Source organism: Vescimonas coprocola (assembly GCF_018408575.1).
In the GTDB taxonomy this organism is placed as follows: Bacteria; Bacillota; Clostridia; order Oscillospirales; family Oscillospiraceae; genus Vescimonas; species Vescimonas coprocola.
Window position 1 is genome coordinate 2,123,612 of sequence record NZ_AP023418.1, and the last position, 20,678, is coordinate 2,144,289.

General features: G+C 62.5%; 14 protein-coding genes. 2 read left to right on the forward strand and 12 right to left on the reverse strand.

The features are described 5' to 3' along the window. The first annotated feature begins 121 nt into the window (after positions 1-121). On the forward strand, positions 122-1,504 hold the full coding sequence (locus KJS28_RS10505; RefSeq protein WP_213540842.1) for a S1C family serine protease: 1,383 nt from the start codon (positions 122-124) through the stop codon (positions 1,502-1,504). Positions 1,505-1,596: 92 nt separating this feature from the next. Here KJS28_RS10505 and KJS28_RS10510 read toward each other — a convergent pair whose 3' ends face one another. Together KJS28_RS10510 and KJS28_RS10515 are read right to left on the reverse strand one after the other, a co-directional pair. After that, entirely contained in the window at positions 1,597-3,870 is a 2,274-nt protein-coding gene (locus tag KJS28_RS10510) for a tetratricopeptide repeat protein (protein WP_213540844.1), read from the reverse strand. Positions 3,871-4,044: 174 nt separating this feature from the next. Further along, positions 4,045-6,690, reverse strand: a complete 2,646-nt coding sequence (locus KJS28_RS10515; protein WP_213540846.1) for a cation-translocating P-type ATPase — start codon at positions 6,688-6,690, stop codon at positions 4,045-4,047. A 383-nt stretch (positions 6,691-7,073) separates the two neighbouring features. On the opposite strand from KJS28_RS10515, the gene KJS28_RS10520 reads away from it, so the two are divergent. Next, positions 7,074-7,706: a hypothetical protein gene (locus tag KJS28_RS10520; protein WP_213540848.1), complete on the forward strand. Its 633-nt coding sequence runs from the start codon at positions 7,074-7,076 to the stop codon at positions 7,704-7,706. Between the two features lie 565 nt (positions 7,707-8,271). On the opposite strand, the gene KJS28_RS10525 is transcribed toward KJS28_RS10520, so the two are convergent. The 10 genes from KJS28_RS10525 to ybaK all read right to left on the reverse strand — a co-directional run bounded on the left by KJS28_RS10525 (position 8,272) and on the right by ybaK (position 20,669). Then, the gene (locus KJS28_RS10525) at positions 8,272-9,681 is read right to left on the reverse strand and encodes a SipW-dependent-type signal peptide-containing protein (RefSeq protein WP_213540850.1); all 1,410 of its coding nucleotides are present in this window, start codon (positions 9,679-9,681) and stop codon (positions 8,272-8,274) included. 310 nt (positions 9,682-9,991) lie between these two features. Further along, the gene (locus KJS28_RS10530) at positions 9,992-10,684 is read right to left on the reverse strand and encodes a DUF2461 domain-containing protein (protein WP_228298383.1); all 693 of its coding nucleotides are present in this window, start codon (positions 10,682-10,684) and stop codon (positions 9,992-9,994) included. A gap of 56 nt (positions 10,685-10,740) precedes the next feature. Continuing rightward, positions 10,741-11,931, reverse strand: coding sequence for a pyridoxal phosphate-dependent aminotransferase (locus KJS28_RS10535; RefSeq protein WP_213540852.1), 1,191 nt, complete (start codon positions 11,929-11,931; stop codon positions 10,741-10,743). A gap of 106 nt (positions 11,932-12,037) precedes the next feature. Continuing rightward, complete coding sequence (gene mreB / locus KJS28_RS10540; protein ID WP_213540853.1) at positions 12,038-13,069, reverse strand: rod shape-determining protein; 1,032 nt, start codon at positions 13,067-13,069, stop codon at positions 12,038-12,040. 247 nt (positions 13,070-13,316) lie between these two features. After that, positions 13,317-13,985 carry a ComF family protein gene (locus KJS28_RS10545; protein WP_213540854.1) on the reverse strand — a complete coding sequence of 223 codons (669 nt, stop codon included), beginning with the start codon at positions 13,983-13,985 and terminating at the stop codon, positions 13,317-13,319. Next, complete coding sequence (gene recD2, locus KJS28_RS10550; protein WP_213540855.1) at positions 13,969-16,191, reverse strand: SF1B family DNA helicase RecD2; 2,223 nt, start codon at positions 16,189-16,191, stop codon at positions 13,969-13,971. Before recD2 ends, KJS28_RS10545 begins: the two co-directional genes overlap by 17 nt. Before the next feature lie 10 nt (positions 16,192-16,201). Then, positions 16,202-16,525: a hypothetical protein gene (locus KJS28_RS10555; protein WP_213540856.1), complete on the reverse strand. Its 324-nt coding sequence runs from the start codon at positions 16,523-16,525 to the stop codon at positions 16,202-16,204. Between the two features lie 97 nt (positions 16,526-16,622). Next, positions 16,623-19,448: an excinuclease ABC subunit UvrA gene (gene uvrA / locus KJS28_RS10560; RefSeq protein ID WP_213540857.1), complete on the reverse strand. Its 2,826-nt coding sequence runs from the start codon at positions 19,446-19,448 to the stop codon at positions 16,623-16,625. Positions 19,449-19,475: 27 nt separating this feature from the next. Continuing rightward, complete coding sequence (locus KJS28_RS10565) at positions 19,476-20,177, reverse strand: hypothetical protein (RefSeq protein WP_213540858.1); 702 nt, start codon at positions 20,175-20,177, stop codon at positions 19,476-19,478. A gap of 3 nt (positions 20,178-20,180) precedes the next feature. Next, positions 20,181-20,669, reverse strand: coding sequence for a Cys-tRNA(Pro) deacylase (gene ybaK, locus KJS28_RS10570; protein WP_213540860.1), 489 nt, complete (start codon positions 20,667-20,669; stop codon positions 20,181-20,183). Positions 20,670-20,678: the final 9 nt, after the last annotated feature.

Below are 20,678 nucleotides of genomic sequence, written 5' to 3' on the forward strand. Positions count from 1 at the left end.
CCGTTTCTTAAAGCTTACATTAAGCTTTCCGGGTATGATAATAGACAAAGAAACGGAACGGCGCTAAACATCATAGCACAGTTCCCCGCCGTGGGCAATATCCCAAAAGGAGGTTTTTCATATGTCCAACGAGTTTCATGACGAGAACAACCTGTATCACTTCAGCTATCGTGATCCCAACGCAGAATCTCATACAGAGTCTGCGGCCGGGTCCACCGTGGAGCCCGCCGCCGAGCCGGTGGTGACAGACACCCCGGTGCAGCCCAAGAAGCACCACGGCGGTGTAGGTCGTGTGGTGGCCCTGATCCTCAGCTGTGCCGTTATCAGCGCAGCCTGCGGCTTCGGCGGCGCCATTCTGGCCCAGAACAGCAGCCGCACCGGCAAGACCACTGTGCAGCAGAGCAACCGTACCGCCGCTACCGTCAGCGTGAAAAAGGTAGACGGGCAAACCCTGATGACTCCCTCCGAGGTGTACGCCTCCACGGTCAACAGTGTGGTGTCCATCAATTGCTCCGCCGTCTCCACCAACATCTTCGGCCAGCAGACCGAGTCCGCTTCCTCCGGCAGCGGCTTCATCTACACCGCCGACGGCTATATCGTCACCAATCAGCACGTGGTAGCCAACGCCAGCTCCATCAACGTCACCCTCTATAACGGCGACACCTATCCTGCCACGCTGGTGGGCAGCGACAGCGACTACGATGTGGCTGTGCTGAAAATCGATGCCAAGGATCTGCCGGCTGTAACGCTGGGCAGCTCCACCGATGTCAACGTGGGTGACACGGTGCTGGCCATCGGCAACCCTCTGGGTGAGCTGACCTTCTCCATGAGTCAGGGCATCGTATCCTGCGTGAACCGTGCCATCAACGTGGAGGGTACCCCCTTCAACATGATCCAGGTGGACGCCTCCATTAACCCCGGCAACTCCGGCGGCCCCCTGATGAACCTGTACGGCGAGGTGGTGGGCATCGTGTCCGCCAAGTACTCCAGCTACGCCGATACCACGGTGGAGGGGTTGGGCTTCGCCATTCCCATCAACGATGTGCAGTCCATCATCAAGGACATCATAGAGAACGGCTCCGTCGGCAATAAGGCCTACATGGCCATCACCGCCGGCACCATGACCCAGCAGATGGCGGCACAGTATAAGATCAACGCCACCGAGGGCGTGTTCGTCTACTCCGTGGAGGACGGCGGCGCCGGGGATAAGGCAGGGCTGAAGCTGGGCGACGTCATCACCAAGCTCAACGACACTCAGATCACCTCCATGGAGGATCTGTCCGCCGCCAAGAAGGGCTTCAAGGCCGGGGATACCGTGACCCTCACCGTTCTGCGTGACGGCAAGGAGATCACCACCCAGTTGACCTTCGACGCACAGCCCCAAACCACCGACGACACCACGGACAGCAGCCAGAGCGGCGACAACAGCTACAATAACGGCAATAACGGCTACAGCGGAAATGGGTACAGCGACCTGTACGACTACTTCTTCGGCCGTCATTGATCGATGAAATAACGAAGCTTTCTTCGAGTCTCTCTCTTTCTCATATGCAGCGGGGGCGTGTACCGTTTGGTACACGCCCCCGCTGCGCCGTTTTATGTACGAGGCTTCCGCAGGCCATTCAGCAGCAGGGCTGCCGCACCGACGCCGGCGCAGCCGGTGAGCCACACGCTGGCGCCGTCCACTGCCTCCGCCGGGTCCAGCAGCACCACGACCCCCACCACAAAGAGGAAGGCCAGCACGGCCCCTAAAACCGTCAGGGCGATCCGCCCGATCCTACTCAGCGGCGGTGCAAGACGGCGACCGTAGTGCAGGCAGCACCCTCCGGCCACCGCCGGAAGGGCCGCCGCCGCCAGCCAGATGATCCGGTCACCGGCGCTGCCCTCCCAGAGCCCGGCTCCCATGAGTATGGCGTAGGTCACCAGCGCCCAGCCGGCGATCCGTTGGGTTCTGCCGGTCTTTTCCAGCCGCCGGACCGCCTGACGGGCCTCCGGGACCTCCTGTGCCGCCTGACGGTACAGCTCCAGTGCCTTTCTCCGATCCCGTGGAACGCCCTGTCCCGCCTCATACAGGCAGCCCAGATCGTACTGTCCCAGCGGCAGGCCCCGGCGGGCCGCCTCCTCGTACCAGTGAGCCGCTTGGGCGGCATCCGCCGGGCAGCCGCCGCCCTTTTGGTAGCAGTATCCCAGCGCCACCGCCGCCGGGCCGTCTCCGCCCTCGGCGCTGCGCCGGAAGCAGTCGAAGGCCTTGGCCTCGTCCTTCTGACAGCCCTTCCCCTTCTGATAGCACCGGCCCGCCTGCCGCAGAGCGCCCATGTGCCCGGCCTGTGCCGCCTGCTGGTACAGCTCCAGCGCACGGGCCGGATCCTGCCCGATGGCGTCGCCGGAGAGCAGCATATTCCCCAGGGCATAGGCCGCCCTCACATGGCCCCGGCGGGCCGCCCGGTCATAGAGATCCGCCGCCAGATAGGGGTTGCGCTCCAGCCCGACGCCGTGCTCATAGCACCGGGCCAGCGCCGCCATGCCATTGGGATAGTTCTGTCCCGCCGCACGGCGGTACTCCTGCGCCGCCTGCTTTTCATCCCGGTCGATGCCCCGGCCGTCCTCCAAGTGCAGCCCCAGCAGGAACTGTCCACGGGCAAAGCCCTGTCCCGCCGAGGCCCGGAACAGGGCCGCCGCCTTGCGGTCGTCCTGCTCTACGCCGAGGCCCTCCCGGTACAGTACGCCCAGATTACACTGAGCCGCCGCCATACCGGACTGCGCCGCCTGACGGTACAGCTCCACTGCACGGTGGATATCCTTCTCCACGCCACGGCCCGCCTCATAGCACAGCCCCAGCTCGTTCATGGCCCGGATGTTCCCCGCCGAGGCGGCCTGCTGAAAGAGCTCCGCCGCCTGCTTCTCGTCGGTCGCTGTCCCGTGACCGTACAGATAGCACAGCCCCAGCTGCATCACGGCGTCGGGATAGCCCGTCTGCGCCGCCTGACGGAACCACTCCACCGCCTGAGGCGGCGACTGATCCACCCCCATGCCGTCGTCGTAGCAGTGACCCAGGAACAGCTGCGCTCTGGGCAGGCCCAGCTCCGCTGCCTGACGAAACAGCTCCGCCGCACGGCGATCGTCCTTCTCCACGCCCTTTCCGGCGTGGTGCAGCACGCCCAGAGCACACAGGCCCTCAGCGCTGCCGCCCTTCCCGGCCTCCTGATACAGAAGCGCCGCCTTTTTGGCATCCTGCTCCACGCCGTTGCCGAACTCATAGCACAGACCCAGCAGGAACTGCGCCCGTGGATGTTGCTGCTCCGCCGCTTGGGTAAAGAGCCGGGCCGCCTGCCCATAGTCCTTCTCCACTCCCACGCCGAAGTAGTACATGGCCCCCAGATTGCACTGTCCCTGAGCGTAGCCCTCCTCCGCCGCATGGCGGTAGCACTGGATGGCCCGGTCCAGATCTTTCTCCGTTCCCTGCCCGTTTTCGTAGCACACGCCCAGATCGCACACCGCCGGCAGATAGCCCAGCTTGGCACTCTCCCGAAACAGCTCAAAGGCCCGCACCGGGTCACGCTCCACGCCGGTGCCGTTGTCATGGCACACCGCCAGCCAGTAAAGAGCCGTGGGGTCGTCCGGTTCCGTGCGGCTGAACCATGCAAAGGCCTTGTCCGGATCCTTCTTCACGCCGCCGGTGCCGTAAAAATAATGCAGTCCCATCTGCACCGCTGCGGCGCAGTCACCATTCCGGGCCGCCTGGCGGCAGTTCTCCAGCCGCTCCTGCTGCTCCCGCCGGTGCTGATCCGCCAGCCGCAGCATCTCCGGGGAAAAGAACACCACATCTGCCTTTTCCGGCTGCCGGTTCTGCTCCATCCGTTCATCGCTCATATAGATACGCCTCCTTCCGAGGGATTTGTCATAATAGATGATTGTACCACACTTTCCGCCGCCACGCAAATTCCCGCAGAAAGAAAAACGCCGGGCGGTGACCCGGCATTTTATAGGATTCTGACAGAGCGCCGGGGCGGCAAAAGCCGCCCCGGCGGATGCGATTCGACAGGCTTAAAGCTGTTTCTTTCTCCGGCCATGGGCCCGCTGGCAGGCTTTTACGATCTCCACCACGGGGATCACCAGCACCGCCAGACCCAGCGCAATACCGTACTCCGTCCAGCTCACCGGCGTAAATCCGAAGGCGTTGGCGATGAAGGGCACCTCCAGCACCACGGTGGTCAGCAGCAGACTGCCGATCATGGCCAACCACAGCACCTTGTTGTGACTGGATAGGCTGAACACGCTGCGCCGCTGAGAGCGCATATTGAAGCTGTGGAAGATCTCGCACATACTCATGGTCAGGAAGGCCATGGTCATACCGTCGTCGGAGACGCCCTTGGGCATTTCGAAATACCCCACCTCCATACAGTGGCCGATGATGTAGGAGACCAATGTGATAACGGTAATGAGGATGCCCTGATAGGCGATGTCCCAGCCCAGACCACCGGCGAAAATGCCGTCATCAGAGGGGCGGGGCGGCCGCTCCATCACGTCCGGCTCCTCCCGCTCCAGGCCCAGTGCCAGCGCCGGGAAGCAGTCGGTGATGAGGTTGATGAACAGCAGATGCACCGGGTTCATCAGGGTAAAGCCCAGCAGTGTAGCCACGAACACGCCCAGCACCTCGCTCATATTGGAGGCCAGCAGGAACTGGATGGCCTTGCGGATATTGTCGTAGATACGGCGGCCCTCGCCTACGGCGCCCACGATGGTGGCAAAGTTGTCGTCGGCCAGCACCATATCCGCCACGTTCTTGGTGACGTCGGTGCCGGTGATGCCCATGCCCACGCCGATGTCGGCGGACTTGATAGACGGGGCGTCGTTGACGCCGTCGCCGGTCATAGCCGTCACGGCCCCCCGCTTGCGCCATGCGTTAACGATGCGGACCTTATGCTCCGGCTGTACACGGGCGTACACGCTGTACTTCTCCACCTCCTTGGCCAGCTCCTCGTCGCTGAGGCTGTCCAGAGCGCTGCCGGTAACGGCCTGCGAGGGATCGTCCAATATCCCCAACTCCTTGGCGATGGCCACGGCGGTATCCTTGTGGTCGCCGGTGATCATCACCGGCCGGATGCCTGCCGTGCGGCACTGCTGGATGGCGGCCTTCACCTCCGGACGCACCGGGTCGATCATGCCCGCCAGACCCACGAAGCACAAATCTTGCTCCAGATACTCCGGGCTGTCGTCCTTGGGCAGGCCGCCCTCCCACAGGCGGATGGCCGCCGCCAGCACACGCAGAGCCTTATCCGCCATGGCCTTGTTCTGAGCCAGAATTTCCTGACGCTTCTCCTCGGTCATGGGCAGCATTTGGCCGTTCTCCTCATACCGGGAGCAGCGGCGCAGCACCTCATCCGGTGCGCCCTTGGTGTACTGAATGAAGCCGTTATCCATGCGGTGGATGGTGGACATCATCTTCCGGGAGGAGTCGAAGGGAGCCTCCGCCGCACGGGGCTGCTCCTGCTCCAGCCGGTTCTTATCCAGCCCGCTGTCCACGCCGAAGCGCACCAGCGCCGCCTCCGTGGGCTCGCCCTGCACCGTGCCGTCGGGATTCTCCACGGCGTCGTTGCAGAGGGTCATAGCGGTACCCAGCAGTCCCTCCGGGCCGGTGTGCTCCACCACCGTCATTTTATTCTGTGTGAGGGTACCGGTCTTGTCGGAGCAGATGACCTGCGTGCAGCCCAGCGTCTCCACCGCCGTCAGACGGCGGATCACAGCGTTGTGCTGGCTCATCTTGGTGACGCCGATGGAGAGCACCACCGTCACCACCGTGGCAAGGCCCTCCGGAATGGCGGCCACCGCCAGCGACACCGCCACCATGAAGGTCTCCAGCACGCTCTCCAGCGTCAGGGAACCCGCCACCAGCAGGTCAAATACAAAGATGAACACGCAAATGGCCAGCACCATCTTGGACAGGGTGCTGCCCAGCTGGGTCAGCTTACGCTGCAGGGGTGTCTCCTCCTGCTCCGTCTGGGCCAGCACACCGGCGATCTTGCCCATCTCCGTATCCATGCCCGTGGCGGTGACCACCATGCGGCCCCGGCCGTATACCACCGCCGAGCCCATGTAGGCCATGTTCTTCCGGTCGCCCAGCGACACTTGTTCCCCGGCGAGGGGCTCCGTAAACTTGCTGACGGGGACGCTCTCGCCGGTGAGGGCTGCCTCCTCGATCTTCATGGAGGCGCTCTCTAAAATGCGCCCGTCCGCCGGGACGGCGTCGCCCGCCTCCAGCAGCACCACGTCGCCGGGTACCAGCAGGCGGCTCTCCATAGTCACCTGCTGCCCGTCCCGCAGCACCTTGCAGGTGGCGGCGGTCATGGTCTGGAGAGCCTCAATGGCGGCCTCCGCCTTGCTCTCCTGCACCACACCCAGAATGGCGTTCAGCAGCACCACCATCAGGATGATGATGACCTCCGTAAAGCTCTCATGGGACAGGATATTGGTCACGGCGGATACCGCTGCCGCCGCCAGCAGGATCAGCAGCATGGGATCCTTCAGCTGCTGCACGAACCGCTGAAACAAGGTCAGCTTCTCCGCCTCCTTCAGGCGATTCTCCCCGTGCTCCCGAAGGCGCTTCTCCGCCTCCTGCGCCGAAAGGCCCTGCCGGTCTGTCCGCAGGCCCTCCAGCACCTGTTCCTTTGTTTGGGTGTATTCCTTTTGCATCCAACCACTCCTTCTTCGGGGGTCCTCCCCCCATCTCCATTTTACCCACCCGGCGTAACAAAAAAACTCATGCGCAGGCCGAAGCCCACGCATGAGTCTCATTCTTTCAAAGCAGTCCGGGCGCCTGAACGCCGGTTTGACGAAACTGCCTCACTCCGCAGGCTGCGAAGTGGAATTACTCCCCCAAGGTGGAAGATGTTCACTTGACTGGTACATAATATACCCATTTTGGGACCATTTGTCAAGTGGATATCCGTCCTGCCTCTGTCCACTTTGGTCGGATGTTGACAAGCTTCCCCTTTCGTGATACGATACTCCCGCACTTCGACAGCTTTCGACGAAGGGCAACAGAGAAAATCATATGAAACGAAAGGATGGTAGCTATGAACTATCTGAACATCAACCTGGGTGCTTTCGGCATCATCGCCACGATCCTCGCTATCGCCGCTACGGTGGTAGCTTTTGTGATGATCGTACCGGAGAGCAAGCGGGAGAAGCTGGGCCGCTTCGGCAAGTTCCTCCACGACGCTGTGAACTTTAAGTTCCTGATCGTGGAGAAGATCCTGCAGGCTCTGTACATCTTCGTGACGGCCTACGTCATTCTGTGCGGCTTCTTCATGCTGTTCATGGCTCCGGAGACTTGGACCGGCCGTCACTGGCTGGGCGGCTACGGCATCCTGCTGATGGTGCTGGGCCCCATTGCGGTACGTCTGTGCTATGAGCTGCTGATGATGGCGGTCCTGCTGCTGAAGAACGTCATCTCCATCAACCGCAAGCCGAAAAACCAGAACGAGCGCAGCGCCGACGCCGACCTGTTCGCCGTGCCGGAGCTGCACCGTACCCAGCCCGCTAAGCCCGCTGCTCCGGTAACGCCCGTGGCTCCTGCGGCTCCCGCCCAGCGGTCGACTCCCTTCCAGCCCGCTGAGCAGGCGGCTCCCGTGGCGCCCAGCTTCTGCACCCGCTGCGGCGCTCATCTGGATGAGAATGGCCACTGCCCCAACTGCGATCAGGAGTAAGCTTTTCTTGGAAAGCAGCTTATGAAATTACAGCCCCTCCACCGCAAGGCGGAGGGGCTGCTATTTTATTGGGGTGTTTTTGTGTTTTGCCTCCGGAGGGCAGCTTTCTGCCAATAGCGGCAGAAAGTCTGCACCGTCGTGTCAGCCGATCTCCAGCCACGTTGCGGCATGGAAACCGGGACACTTCCCCGAAACCACCTCGCTGTATCCGCCTGTGGCGGATACAGCGAGGTGGTTTCCAAAGAACGCCGGCAGAAACCCATGGTTTCTGCACCTCCTTTGCTGCGTGCTTCGCCCGGTGGAGGAAGACGGGGTACACCTTCATTACATTGCGCTCAGTTTTCGATGGAATTTGTATAGGCAATCAAAAGGCATATTCATCCGGGGTCCCCGACAAAACAAGCAAAGCGGTTTTGTTGGGGAGAGGAGACACAGCACCGTGATTGACGCCTGCCGCTTACGGCGGGCGGAAAGATACAAAGCTTGTGTCGACGATATGCCCTTTGATTGCCTCTCACTCCGAGGAGTGAGAGGACTTGGAAAGGGGTTTGGACTTATACAATAATCAATCCTTGCTTACGACAACCATACCGTCTTTAAGCGTAGCTGTATAGCCTTCAGGACAATAATTCCGCATAAACTCCACTGTCTCATTCCCATAGCTACCGCCCATTACGACTGTACCCTGCGCATAATTCTGCACATAAAGGCTTCCCTGAGGGCCGGTAAATGTACCACCGTTGATCTCCATCTTTGCACCGCCGTTGGAAATGGCAACGTAATTGTCAGAAATGATTTTGCCGCCGTTAATCGTTGCAACACCGGTTGAGTCATTGGACAATCCCCAGAAACCGGTACAATGCAATGTGCCACCGTTCATTGTCAGAGTGCCACCAGCGCAGTTTTTAAAACCGTTTGGACCGGCCTCCATTTCGATGTTGTTGATCGTCATGGTAGCTTTTTGTTCGCCGGGATTTATATAATTCCAACCGTTGACAATGGCAAATGATTGACCGTCTTCAGCAATCACTTTACCGCCGTTGAAGGTCATGGTACCAAAGTTTTCCACAGTGTGCCACTTGTTGTCCACCCCAGCCGCGCGGGTGAAGGTACCGCCGTCTATCACGCAAACAGCAGCGTTACGAAGCGCAGATGTATTGGCTTTTGACGCAACGATCTTTCCATTGCCACTGCTGTCCTTTATGCACAGCGTACCATGGTTCAAAATCGCATGGGAGTCGCCGCCGGTCAGCGTAAAACCATTAAGATCCAGCGTGACATCTTTACCCTGGGGAACCGTAAGACTTCCGGCAATATTGCCTTCCAGCTTCGCAGACACAGGTTCAGTGGCGTTATTAATCAGCTCCTGGAGAGTATCCATGGCAACAATCGGATACTCCGCATCCTCATCGTAGGTGTTGCCGAAGCTGTCGTTCTCCACGGTGTCCTGCGTAGCCGCAACGGTGATGGCGATGCCGTCGATGGACTCGTTCATGTACTCGTTGCCGGCAGACTCCTTCATGTGGCCCTTGATGGTGAACTCGTTGCTCTCACCGGCCTTCAGGTGCTGTTCGGCACCCATCGCCACATCCCCGATGGTCCACTCGATGGCCTCGTTCAGCTTGGCGCTGCCGTTGATGCCGGTGATGGTCACCTTGTACTTCAGGGCCAGATTGCCGTTGTTGATGACACGCAGCTCCGGCAGGGTATAGGTGCAGCCCGGCTCCCACAGAACCTGCTCGCCCGCAGCGGCCTTGACGAAGTCCAGCGTTTTGCCCTCAGCGGGAACCCACTGGCCAGCGGCATCCTTCATTTCCAGCGCCACTTTCAGATTACCGGCTTGGATCTTGTTGACACCGGTGGATGCGGTGTCGGTGAACCATGCAAAGGTAGCGCCTATCAGCATGGCCAGGCACAGAACCATGGCCATGACGCTGCCCAGCAAGGCCCGTTTGGTACTCTTGCGGTTTGTCATAAGTATCTCCTCCTATTTTTTGCGTGTGGGGCTCTTGGCTGGCAGGCTTTTGTAGCGGGACGCCGCAAAAGGGATACGGATCCTCCTGTCGGGGCTGCGCCTCTCCTCAGGATGACACTCCCTTTGAACACCCCTTATCGTTTCTTAGAAACGATAAAAAGCCCACGGGCTTTTGGCCGCACGCTTGATAGTTGTATCATAGCACCGTGCTTGACAGAATTCAAGTACTTTCTGCAAATTCCGGGGGTTTTTACTGCATTTTACCGCTCCGCAAAAAACCCGGCAGACCGAAGGTCTGCCGGGCTTTTATTCATTCGTCCTTCCCCTCCTGACGGGACAGAGCGGCGCAGAGATCTGTAAAGTAGCGGTAGAAGGGCAGCAGCTCCCGGAAACTCTCCAGAATCTCCTGCGGCAGCTGGGGGCTGAAAATACGCTCGTCCAGCGGGGCCTCGCATTGCAGGGACAGGGATTTTTTCTGATACCACGGGCGCAGGAGGTCGGACACCTGTCCCTTGCTGCGGGCATACTCCGGGCCGGTGAGCCGGAAGGTCTGCTGGCGGTCAAAGCGGCGCACCAGCTTCTCCAGCGGCTTGGGGTCGGCGTCGATGCGCTGGCGGTACAGGGCCATGAGGGCCGGGGCGGCACACCAGAAGCCCATGCCGTAGCTGTAATAGTCCGGGGCAATTTCAAAGTAGAAGGTGGGGCGGCCGGTCCAGTCCTGATCGCCGGTGCGGACACAGAGCCACAGGTGATCCTTATAGGGTCCCTGCCCATGGAGGCGGCGGGCATCCCGGTAGATGCGGCTGACCTTCAGTATCAGCGGCTCATGGGGCAGCATGGCATGGAGGCCGTCGTAGAGCTGCTCCCCCAGCGCACGGGTGGGGGCCAGCAGGTGGGTCCGGTACTGCTCTTTATGCTCCTGAAACCAGCTGCGGTCGTTATTGAAGCGGATGCCCCAGAGAAAATCCACCGTCTGCTGGTCATAGCCTTGAAACATCATCATATCCTCGCTTTCCTGACGGAAGGGCAGCCGGAGCGAAACGCTCCGGCTGTGGTTCTTTATCGCTGCTGATAGGCACGGATACCCAGCGCCAGCAGATCCATGGCACGCTCCAGATCCTGCTGCTTCAGGACGTAGGCAATGCGGATCTCGTTTTTGCCCTTGCCGGGAGTGCCGTAGAAGGGCTCGCCGGGGGCGAACATGACGGTATCGCCGTGATCCTCGAACTCCTCCAGCAGCCACTGCTGGAAGGTGTCGGCATCGTCCACCGGCAGAGCGGCCATCAGATAAAAGGCGCCCTTGGGACACTTGCAGACCACGCCGGGAATCTGCTGGAGCTTGCGGACCACCGTGTCACGGCGGCGCTTATACTCCTCACGGGCGGCGGCGAAATACTCCGGCCCCACCTGATACAATGCGGCGGAGGCCAACTGATCCAGCGTCGGCACCGCCAGACGGCACTGAGCATACTTCATAGCGTGGGCCATGAGCTCCCGGTTGCGGGAGATGAGGCAGCCGATGCGGGCGCCGCAGGCGGAGAAGCGCTTGGACACCGTGTCGATGAGAATGACGTTCTCCGCTGCATCGGTGAACTCACCGAAGGACTGGAGAGGCTCCCCGGCGTAGACAAACTCCCGGTATGCCTCATCACCGATGAGGAACAGGTCGTGCTGCCGGGCCACATCCACCAGCATCTCCATCTCCTCATGGGTCAGGACGGTGCCGGTGGGGTTGCCGGGGTTGGTCACCAGAATGGCACGGGTGCGGGGGGTGATCTCCGCCTCGATGCGGCGGCGGTCGGCGTAGAAGTACCCCTCCTCCGGGGAGGTGGACACCGGGTGGATCACGGCGCCGCAGGTGCGGGCCATGGTGTTGTAGTTGGGGTAGAAGGGCTCCGGGATGAGGATCTCGTCGCCGTCGTCGAGAATGCAGTTCATGGCGATCTGGAGAGCCTCGGAGCCGCCGTTGGTGATGAGGATATCCTCGGCGGCGAAGTGCATATCCAGCGCAGCATAGTAGTCCCGGATGGCCTCAATGAGGGCGGGGACGCCGGGAGAGGGTGCGTACTCCAGCACCGGCTGGTCAAAGCTGCGGACGGCATCAAAGAACGCCTTGGGCGTCTCGATATCCGGCTGACCGATGTTCAGGTGATAGATGTTCCGGCCCTTGGCCTCGGCGGCCACCGCATAGGGGTGGAATTTACGCATGGGCGACAGGCCGCATTTCTGCACTTTGCTGGAAAACTTCATGGGGACTCCTCCTTTTCTGATGCTGCGGGACAGGGATTCCGCTCCCGGCCCGGTTACAGGAAAAGCAGAGCCGAAGCTCTGCTTTTCGGTGCAAAGTCAATGCTTCTCAGTTCATCTGTCTTCTGCGGGACAGATTCACCGTTCCGTCCTGCATATCGCCCAGAGAGTCCAGACTCTTGCCGGTACCCTCCGCCACGCAGGAGATGGCGTCCTCCGCCACCACCGTATGGATGCCGGTGCGGGCGGTGATCAGCTTGTCGAAGCCGTCCACCAGACTGCCGCCGCCGGTCATGACGATGCCGTTATTGGAGATATCCGCCACCAGCTCCGGGGGCGTGCGCTCCAGCACGTTGTGAACCGCCTCCAGAATACGCTCCACCGGCTCCTCGAAGGCCTCCATCATCTCGGTGGAGTTGACGGTGATGGTCTTGGGCAGGCCCGTCATCAGGCAGCGGCCCTTGATCTCGATGGTGGCCTCCTCCTCCTTGGGATAGACGCAGCCGATCTCCATTTTCATCTGCTCTGCCGTGCGCTCGCCGATGAGGATATTGTGCTTGCGGCGCATATATTTGACGATGGACTCGTTGAACTGGTCGCCGGCCACCTTGATGGAGGCAGACTCCACCACGCCGGAGAGGCTGATGACGGCAATGTCGCTGGTGCCGCCGCCGATATCCACCACCATATGGCCGTCGGGCTTGGTGATGTCGATGCCGGCGCCGATGGCTGCCGCCACGGGCTCCTCGATGAGGTAGACACGGCGGGCGCCTGCCTGACGGCCGGCGTCGATGACGGCACGCTCTTCCACCTCCGTGATGCCGGAGGGGACGCACACCATGATCCGGGGCGGGAACAGGTGGAAGCCGCCGGTGACCTTGCGGATGAACTCCTTGAGCATCCGCTCCGTCATATCGTAGTCGGAAATGACGCCGTCCCGCAGGGGGCGGATGGCCACGATGTTGCCGGGGGTACGGCCCAGCATAGCCTGAGCCTCGGCGCCCACCTTCAGCAGGCGGCCGGTATTCTTGTCGATGGCCACCACAGACGGCTCGTTGAGCACGACGCCCTTACCCTTAATATAGACCAGTACCGATGCGGTACCCAGATCGATCCCGATATCCTTTGCCAATGAACACATACGCTGCACCTCGTTTTCTTCTGTTATGGGACACGGCTGCAGGCAGCCGATTCTTCTCTAAGCTACAATTATAAAGGCGCTTTCCGCATTTTGCAAGAGTGTTTTCCCGGTTTTATGGCTTCGTAAACAAATGTTCACAGTTTTTTAGGAAATCACGTCCCGCCGCAGACAAGTCCCGGTGCTATTGTGCGCCGTTTGCGGCATTTCCATACCGGCGGTGTCTCGCCGCATGCCGCATTCCCCTTAATCAGTGCTCCTCCTCGGTGCGGGCCAGCGTCAGGCACACCACGTCGGCGGCCCCGGCCGCCCGCAGCACCCGGACGCACTCGGTGAGGGTGGAGCCGGTGGTGACGATATCGTCGATGAGCAGGAGACGCTTGTCCCGGACGTTCTCCGGCAGGGCCTCGTAGACTCCCAGCACGTTGGCCCGGCGATGCTCAGCGTCGGTAAGCCCCGACTGGGCGGGGTTGTCCACCGCCTTGCGGAGGGTCTCCACCGGGGCCACGTGCCAATCCACGCACAGGCTGGCCGCCAGCAGACGGGACTGGTCAAAGCCCCGCTGCCGCAGGCGCTTGCGGCTCACCGGCACCCACGTCACGGTGTCAAACTCGCCGGGATACCACCGGGCGGCGCAGTCGGCCATCAATCGGCCGAAGCAGTCCAGTCCGCCGGTGCGGCCCTGAAACTTGAAGCGGAGGATAGCCTCCCGGACGGGGCCGGTATAGTACAGCGGCGAGGCGCACCGCCCGAAGGTCCCCTGACACAGGGCGTTCTCCCCGGTATAGGGCAGAGTCCTTTCGCAGCTGCCGCACAGCAGGCGGCCGCCGGTGACGGTCCCGCAGAAGGGACATTTCCGGGGAAAGAGAAAATTCCCCAGCTGCTTTTGCAGCCGGTTCAGATCATCCTGAAGCGCCATCGCTGCCACCTCCCTGCATGAGTCTGCGGCGCAGGCCGCTGTATCGCCGGGCCTGCCGGTCGTTTTCTGCCATTTTTCCGGGGATCACATCGTCCCCCACCATTACCAGCAGCTCTCTGGCCCGTGTGATGGCAGTATACAGCACCCCCCGCACCATGAGAGATGCGGCGGCAGGTGCGCTGACCAGCACCACGGCCCGGTACTCGCTGCCCTGCGCCTTATGTACCGTCATGGCATAGGCCATGTCCAGCTGGCCCAGCAGATCCGGGGTATAGACACTGGTGCGGTCATCGAAGCGGATGGTCACCAGCTCGCCGCCGGGGTCGATCTCCTGAATGACCCCCACGTCGCCGTTGAAGATGCCGGTACCCATCTCGCCGTCGTCCTTCTGCCAGAGAACGTCGTAGTTGTTGCGGGTCTGCATGACCCGATCCCCCTCCCGGAAGGTCAGCTCCCCCCACGTCTTCTGGTGCTTGTCCGGGGCAGGGGGGTTCAAAGCTGCCTGCAGCGCCCGGTTCAGGCTCACGGTGCCGGTAAGGCCCCGGCGGGTGGGAGACAGCACCTGAATCTGATCGGCGGGGATGCCCATGTTGTCCGGCAGGCGGGTGCGGCACAGGTCCACCACCGTCTGCACCAGACGGTCCGGGGCCCGGCGGCACAGGAAAAAGAAGTCGTTCTGGCCGCTGCCAAGCTCCGGGGGACGGCCGCTGTTGACGGCGTGGGCATTGCGGATGATGGCGGAACGCTCCGCCTGACGGAACACCTCCGTCAGGGACACGGCGGCCACTGCGTGGGAGCGCAGCAGATCCCCCAGCACGTTGCCGGGGCCAACGGAGGGCAGCTGGTCGGGGTCCCCCACCATCACCAGACGGCAGCCGGGCTTCACAGCCTCCAGCAATGCCTGCATCAACGGCAGGTCCACCATGCTCATCTCGTCTACAATGACGGCATCGGCCTCCAGCGGCTCTTTGCCGTTTTTCTTAAACACCGTCTCGCCGGTGAGCTCGTTATAGGTCATACCCAGCGCCCGGTGGATGGTCTGGGCCTCCCGGCGGCACAGCTCGCTCATGCGCTTGGCGGCACGGCCTGTGGGGGCCAGCAGCAGCACCTGAAGGCCCATGCCCTCGAAAAGGGCCACGATGCCCCGTGTGGAGGTGGTCTTGCCGGTGCCGGGGCCGCCGGTCAACAGCAGCACGCCGGTGCGGGCCGCCAACTCCACCGCCTGACGCTGCTGAGGGGCATAGGCGATGCCCTGCTGCTCCTCCATCTCCCGGATCAGCTTCTCCACGCCCCGGCCCTGTGACCGGGGGGCATCCCGCAGCGCCAGCAGCCGCCGGGCCGTCTCGCTCTCTGCCAGATACATCCGGCGCAGGTAGCAGGCATCCACCCGTGCGATCTGTTCCTCCACCACGGCGCCACGGCTCTCCAGCGTATCCAGCGCCTGCTCCACCAGCTCCGGCGGGGCGCCGATGAGCTGTTCCGTGGCCGCCAGCAGCTTGGGGCGGGGCAGGAACACATGGCCGTTGCCCAGATTGTGCTCCAGCTCGTACAGCACTGCCGCCTCCGTGCGGCAGGGACTGTCGCCGCCGAAGCCCATACTCAGAGCGATCTCGTCCACATCGGCAAAGGCTACGCCGTAGCGCTCCCCCGCCAGCAGATAGGGGTCCGCCCGGAGGCGGGGCAGCGCATCGGCTCCGTAGGTGCGGTACAGCCGCATGGCCAGTTCCACCGGCAGCTCGTACCGGGCCAGAAACTCCATGACCCGACGCAGTCCCGTCAGCTCCCGGAAGGCGGCGGAGATCTCCATGGCCCGCTTGGAGGTGATGCCCTTGACGGTGCTCAGCCGCTCCGGCTCCTCCTCGATAACAGCCAGCGTCTCGCCGCCGAACCGCTCCACCAGCCGCTCCGCCGTGGCAGGGCCGACGCCCTTGATGATGCCGGAGGAGAGGTAGCTGATGAGTTCCTCCTCCGTCTCCGGCATCAGACGCTCCACCGTCTCGGCGGCGAACTGCTGACCGTAGGAGGGGTGGCTGACCCACAGGCCGTCGGCGGTGAGCTTTTCACCGGGGGCCACGCAGGGGATACATCCCACCACTGTCACCAGCTCACCCTCCTCCGTCAGCAGGCCCAGCACCGTATAGCCGTTCTCCTCATTCTGGAAGATCACGTGTTGGACGGTTCCCTCCACCGTGCAGCGCTCACCCATAGCTCGTTCCTCACTTCAGATAATTTTCCAATTCCTCCGCCGGGCAAAGCTGCACCCGGCTGTATCGCTGCGTCAGGCCCTGCGCCAGACGCAGTCCCGTCTCGTCCAGCCCGCAGTCCGCCAGCAGAATGGGGGTCTCCCCCGTCGTGCGCTGCTCCATGGTCAGGCGCAGAGCCCGCTCCAGCGTGGCCCCGTCGCCCCGGACCGGCAGCACCAATATAGCCTCCGCCACCGGCCTATGACGGCGCAGCAGCGTCTCTGCCAGCAGCCAGAGGATGGTGCTCACGCCCACCGCCGCCAAAAAGGCGATGAGGCCGTCTCCCATCAGTTCCATGCCATCACCTCATGCCATTGTATGCAGAAGGCGGGAGGGCAGGTGTCTCGATGCCAGCTTATCACATTTTCTCCGCCGCCGCAACCGGCGCAGACAGTCAGAACAGATACTTCTTCAGATACTGGCCGGTGTACGAGGCCTCGCAGGCCGCCACCGTCTCCGGAGTACCGGCGCAGACGAGGGTTCCTCCCCCGGCGCCGCCCTCCGGGCCCAGATCGATGAGCCAGTCGGCGGACTTGATGACATCCAGATTGTGCTCGATGACCAGCACCGTGTTCCCGGCGTCCACCAGCCGCTGCAGCACCTCCAGCAGCTTTTTCACATCGTCGGAGTGCAGGCCCGTGGTGGGCTCGTCCAGAATATAGAAGGTGCGGCCCGTGGCACGGCGGGACAGCTCCGTGGCCAGCTTCACCCGCTGGGCCTCACCGCCGGAGAGAGTGGTGGAGGACTGGCCCAGCTTCACATAGCCCAGTCCCACATCGCAGAGGGTTCGAAGCTTTTCAGCGATCCTCGGCACCGGGGCAAAGAAGGCCAGCGCCTCCTCCGCCGTCATATCCAGCACGTCAGCGATGCTCTTGCCCTTGTACTTCACCTCCAGCGTCTCCCGGTTATAGCGCTTGCCGTGGCACACCTCACAGGGGACGTACACGTCCGCCAGAAAGTGCATCTCGATCTTCAGCAGACCGTCGCCGGAGCAGGCCTCGCACCGGCCGCCACGGGTGTTGAAGGAAAAGCGCCCCGGCCCGTAGCCACGGGCCTTGGCCTCCTGCGTGGCGGCAAAGAGATTGCGTATGTCGTTGAAGAGATTGGTGTAGGTGGCGGGGTTGGAGCGGGGCGTGCGGCCGATGGGGCTCTGGTCGATGCCTACCACTTTGTCCAGATGCTCCAGTCCCTCCATGGCGGTGTGCTTGCCGGGGTGGGTCTTCATGCGGTTCAGCTCGGCGCCCAGCCGCTTATAGATGATCTCGTTGACCAGAGAGGACTTGCCGCTGCCGGAGACACCGGTGACGCAGGTGAAGGTCCCCAGCGGCACGGAGATGTCGATGTTTTTCAGGTTATTCTCCCGTGCGCCCCGCACCGTCAGGAGCTTCCCATTGCCGGGGCGGCGGGCGGCCGGCACCTCGATGCGCTTTTTCCCACTGAGATACTGGCCCGTCAGGCTGTCGGGATCGGCCATGACCTCCTCCGGCGTGCCGGCGGCCACCACCTGCCCGCCGTGGGCTCCGGCGCCGGGGCCGATGTCGATGAGATAGTCGGCGGCCCGCATGGTGTCCTCGTCGTGCTCCACCACGATGAGGGTGTTGCCCAGATCCCGCAGGCGGCAGAGGGTGGCCAGCAGCTTGTCGTTGTCCCGCTGGTGCAGGCCGATGGAGGGCTCGTCCAGAATATACAGCACTCCCATCAGGCTGCTGCCGATCTGCGTGGCCAGCCGGATACGCTGGCTCTCGCCGCCGGACAGGGTACCGCTGGAGCGGGACAGGGTCAGGTAGCTGAGGCCCACGGACTGCAAAAAGCCCAGCCGGGAGCGGATCTCCTTCAAAATCTGTGCGGCGATGAGCTGCTGCGTCTCCGTCAGGGTCAGGCCGTTGAAGAAGGCCAGCTCCTCATCCACCGGCAGCTCCGTGGCCTGCCAGATGGACAGGCCGCCCACCGTCACCGCCAGTGCCTCCGGCTTCAGACGGCGGCCCCGGCAGGCCGGGCAGGGGCATTGGGACATGAACTCCTCGATCTCCCGCTTGCTGGCGTCGGACTGAGTCTCCTGATACCGACGTTCCAGATTGTTGGCCACCCCCTCGAAGGGCTGATATAATACGCCCTTGCCACGGGGCTGGTCATAGTGCAGCTCCAGCTTCTCGCCGCCGGTGCCGTAGAGGATGATCTGCCGCACGGACTCCGGCAGCTCCCGCACCGGGGTTCGGAGGGAGAACTGATATTTCTTGGACAAGGCCTCGAAGTACATCCGGCTGATGCCGTCGGAGCGGATGGAGTTCCAGCCGCTGGCAGTGATGGCTCCGTCCAGAATGGAGAGGCTGTCGTCGGGGATGATGAGGGCGGGGTCCGCCTTCAGCTGCATCCCCAGCCCCGTGCAGGTGGGGCAGGCGCCGTAGGGGTTGTTGAAGGAGAACATCCGGGGCGTCAGCTCCTCGATGCTGATGCCGCAGTCGTCGCAGGCGTAGTTCTGGGAAAAGACCAGATCCTGCTCCTCCCGCAGCAGATTCACGATGACGATGCCGCCGGAGAGGTGGGACGCCGTTTCCACGGAGTCCGTCAGCCGCTGGCCAAGATCGGGCCGGACGATGAGCCGGTCCACCACGATCTCGATGTGGTGCTTCTTGTTTTTCTCCAGCGGGATATCCTCCGACAGGTCATAGAGGTTCCCGTCAGCCCGCACCCGGACATAGCCGGAGCGGCGGGCATCCTCCAGCACCTTGGCGTGCTCGCCCTTGCGGCCCCGGACCACCGGGGCCAGCACCTGAATCCGAGTCCCCTCCGGCAGGGCCAGGATCTGGTCGATGATCTGGTCGATGGTCTGCTGGCGGATCTCCTTGCCGCACTTAGGGCAGTGGGGGGTGCCGATGCGGGCCCACAGCAGGCGGAGATAGTCGTAGATCTCCGTCACCGTGCCCACCGTGGAGCGGGGGTTCTTGCTGGTGGTCTTTTGGTCGATGGAAATGGCCGGGGACAGGCCGTCGATATAGTCCACATCGGGCTTATCCATCTGGCCCAGAAACATCCGGGCGTAGCTGGACAGGCTCTCCACATACCGGCGCTGGCCCTCGGCGTAGATGGTGTCAAAGGCCAGAGAGGACTTGCCGCTGCCGGAGAGCCCCGTCAGCACCACCAGCTTGTCCCGCGGGATGGTGACGTCGATGTTCTTGAGGTTATTCTCCCGTGCACCCTTGATATAAATATGATCCTGCATGGTGTTTTTCTCCTGTTGATCTCCGATTTATGCGAAGCGATAGGGGTCGGCCACCCGGCGGCTGCCGCAGAGGGCGCAGGCCATGCGCCACATGGCCCGGCCATGGATGCGGTCATGCCACACAAAGCGGCGCAGCACCTTCCGCAGCGTCCAGTCCTCGTCATAGCTGCCGTGAAACACGGCATTGTGAAGGTACCGGGGCTGTCGCTCCAGTGCGGCGAAGCCCGCCCGGCGGCAGATGAGGATATCCGGCTCGTTGCCGATCTCTACCCCGATCTCTCCGAAGTAGTAGGCGTTGACGTTTTTCGTATGCCGGTACATCTCCTCCGCCGTCAGGGGGACGTCCCCGTAGAAGGTCTCCCGCTGGGGGAGGGTGGTGTGTGTCTTGTCGGGGATGGAGCGGTACAGCGTCAGGAAGTCCTCCGCCGACCGCAGGGCCAGTGCCTTCCGTGCTTCATACTCCTCCGCCGTCAGGGGGCGGTGCTCGGAGGGCAGCAGGATGTCGCTGTCGGCATCGTGGACGTTGAGAGGGCTGGCCGCCTCCTGCGTGACAACTCCCACCGCCGGCACCGGCGGCAGACCCAGCCAGCGGCGATAGGCCGTCAGCTCCGCCGGGAGCTTGGAGAGCGCCGTCTGCTGCGTCTCGCCCCGCAGGGCCAACCCCACCGGCTCCTCCGCCCACAGCAGGTGGCCCCGGTCATTGTGCTCGTCGATAAAACGCAGCTGCATCCGTCATTCCTCCGTGATGATGTCCGCCGTATCGGCCCTCACCAGCGCCAACAGTGCCTTGGGGTCGCAGGCGATCTGGTACCCCAGCTTCCCCGCCGACACCATGATGACAGGCAGGCTCGCCGCCGTCTCATGAAACACCGTGGGGAACAGCTTTTTCATGCCCACGGGGCTGCACCCGCCGTGGACGTAGCCCGTCAGGGGCAGCAGTTCCTTCTGAGGCAGCATGGCCACGGACTTCTCCCCCACGGCATGGGCGGCTTTTTTCAGGTCCAGCGTGGCAGCCACGGGAATGTCGAACACATAGTAACCGCCGCTGGCCCCACGGGCCACCAGCGTTTTGAACACCGATGCCGGATCCTGCCCCAGCGAACGGGCCACGGACACGCCGTCGATGCCGCTCTCCGGGTCGTAGGTGTGGGCGGTATAGGGGATCTTCTTCTGATCCAGCACCCGCATGACGTTGGTCTTTTCCTCTTTATGCTTTGCCATGATGTATCT

What these genes read in the sequence shown, in the direction of transcription:
- KJS28_RS10505 (WP_213540842.1), top strand. Translation starts at nt 122, where the DNA reads ATGTCCAACGAGTTTCATGACGAGAACAACCTGTATCACTTCAGCTAT.
- KJS28_RS10510 (WP_213540844.1), bottom strand. Translation starts at nt 3,870, where the DNA reads ATGAGCGATGAACGGATGGAGCAGAACCGGCAGCCGGAAAAGGCAGAT.
- KJS28_RS10515 (WP_213540846.1), bottom strand. Translation starts at nt 6,690, where the DNA reads ATGCAAAAGGAATACACCCAAACAAAGGAACAGGTGCTGGAGGGCCTG.
- KJS28_RS10520 (WP_213540848.1), top strand. Translation starts at nt 7,074, where the DNA reads ATGAACTATCTGAACATCAACCTGGGTGCTTTCGGCATCATCGCCACG.
- KJS28_RS10525 (WP_213540850.1), bottom strand. Translation starts at nt 9,681, where the DNA reads ATGACAAACCGCAAGAGTACCAAACGGGCCTTGCTGGGCAGCGTCATG.
- KJS28_RS10530 (WP_228298383.1), bottom strand. Translation starts at nt 10,684, where the DNA reads ATGATGATGTTTCAAGGCTATGACCAGCAGACGGTGGATTTTCTCTGG.
- KJS28_RS10535 (WP_213540852.1), bottom strand. Translation starts at nt 11,931, where the DNA reads ATGAAGTTTTCCAGCAAAGTGCAGAAATGCGGCCTGTCGCCCATGCGT.
- mreB (WP_213540853.1), bottom strand. Translation starts at nt 13,069, where the DNA reads ATGTGTTCATTGGCAAAGGATATCGGGATCGATCTGGGTACCGCATCG.
- KJS28_RS10545 (WP_213540854.1), bottom strand. Translation starts at nt 13,985, where the DNA reads ATGGCGCTTCAGGATGATCTGAACCGGCTGCAAAAGCAGCTGGGGAAT.
- recD2 (WP_213540855.1), bottom strand. Translation starts at nt 16,191, where the DNA reads ATGGGTGAGCGCTGCACGGTGGAGGGAACCGTCCAACACGTGATCTTC.
- KJS28_RS10555 (WP_213540856.1), bottom strand. Translation starts at nt 16,525, where the DNA reads ATGGAACTGATGGGAGACGGCCTCATCGCCTTTTTGGCGGCGGTGGGC.
- uvrA (WP_213540857.1), bottom strand. Translation starts at nt 19,448, where the DNA reads ATGCAGGATCATATTTATATCAAGGGTGCACGGGAGAATAACCTCAAG.
- KJS28_RS10565 (WP_213540858.1), bottom strand. Translation starts at nt 20,177, where the DNA reads ATGCAGCTGCGTTTTATCGACGAGCACAATGACCGGGGCCACCTGCTG.
- ybaK (WP_213540860.1), bottom strand. Translation starts at nt 20,669, where the DNA reads ATGGCAAAGCATAAAGAGGAAAAGACCAACGTCATGCGGGTGCTGGAT.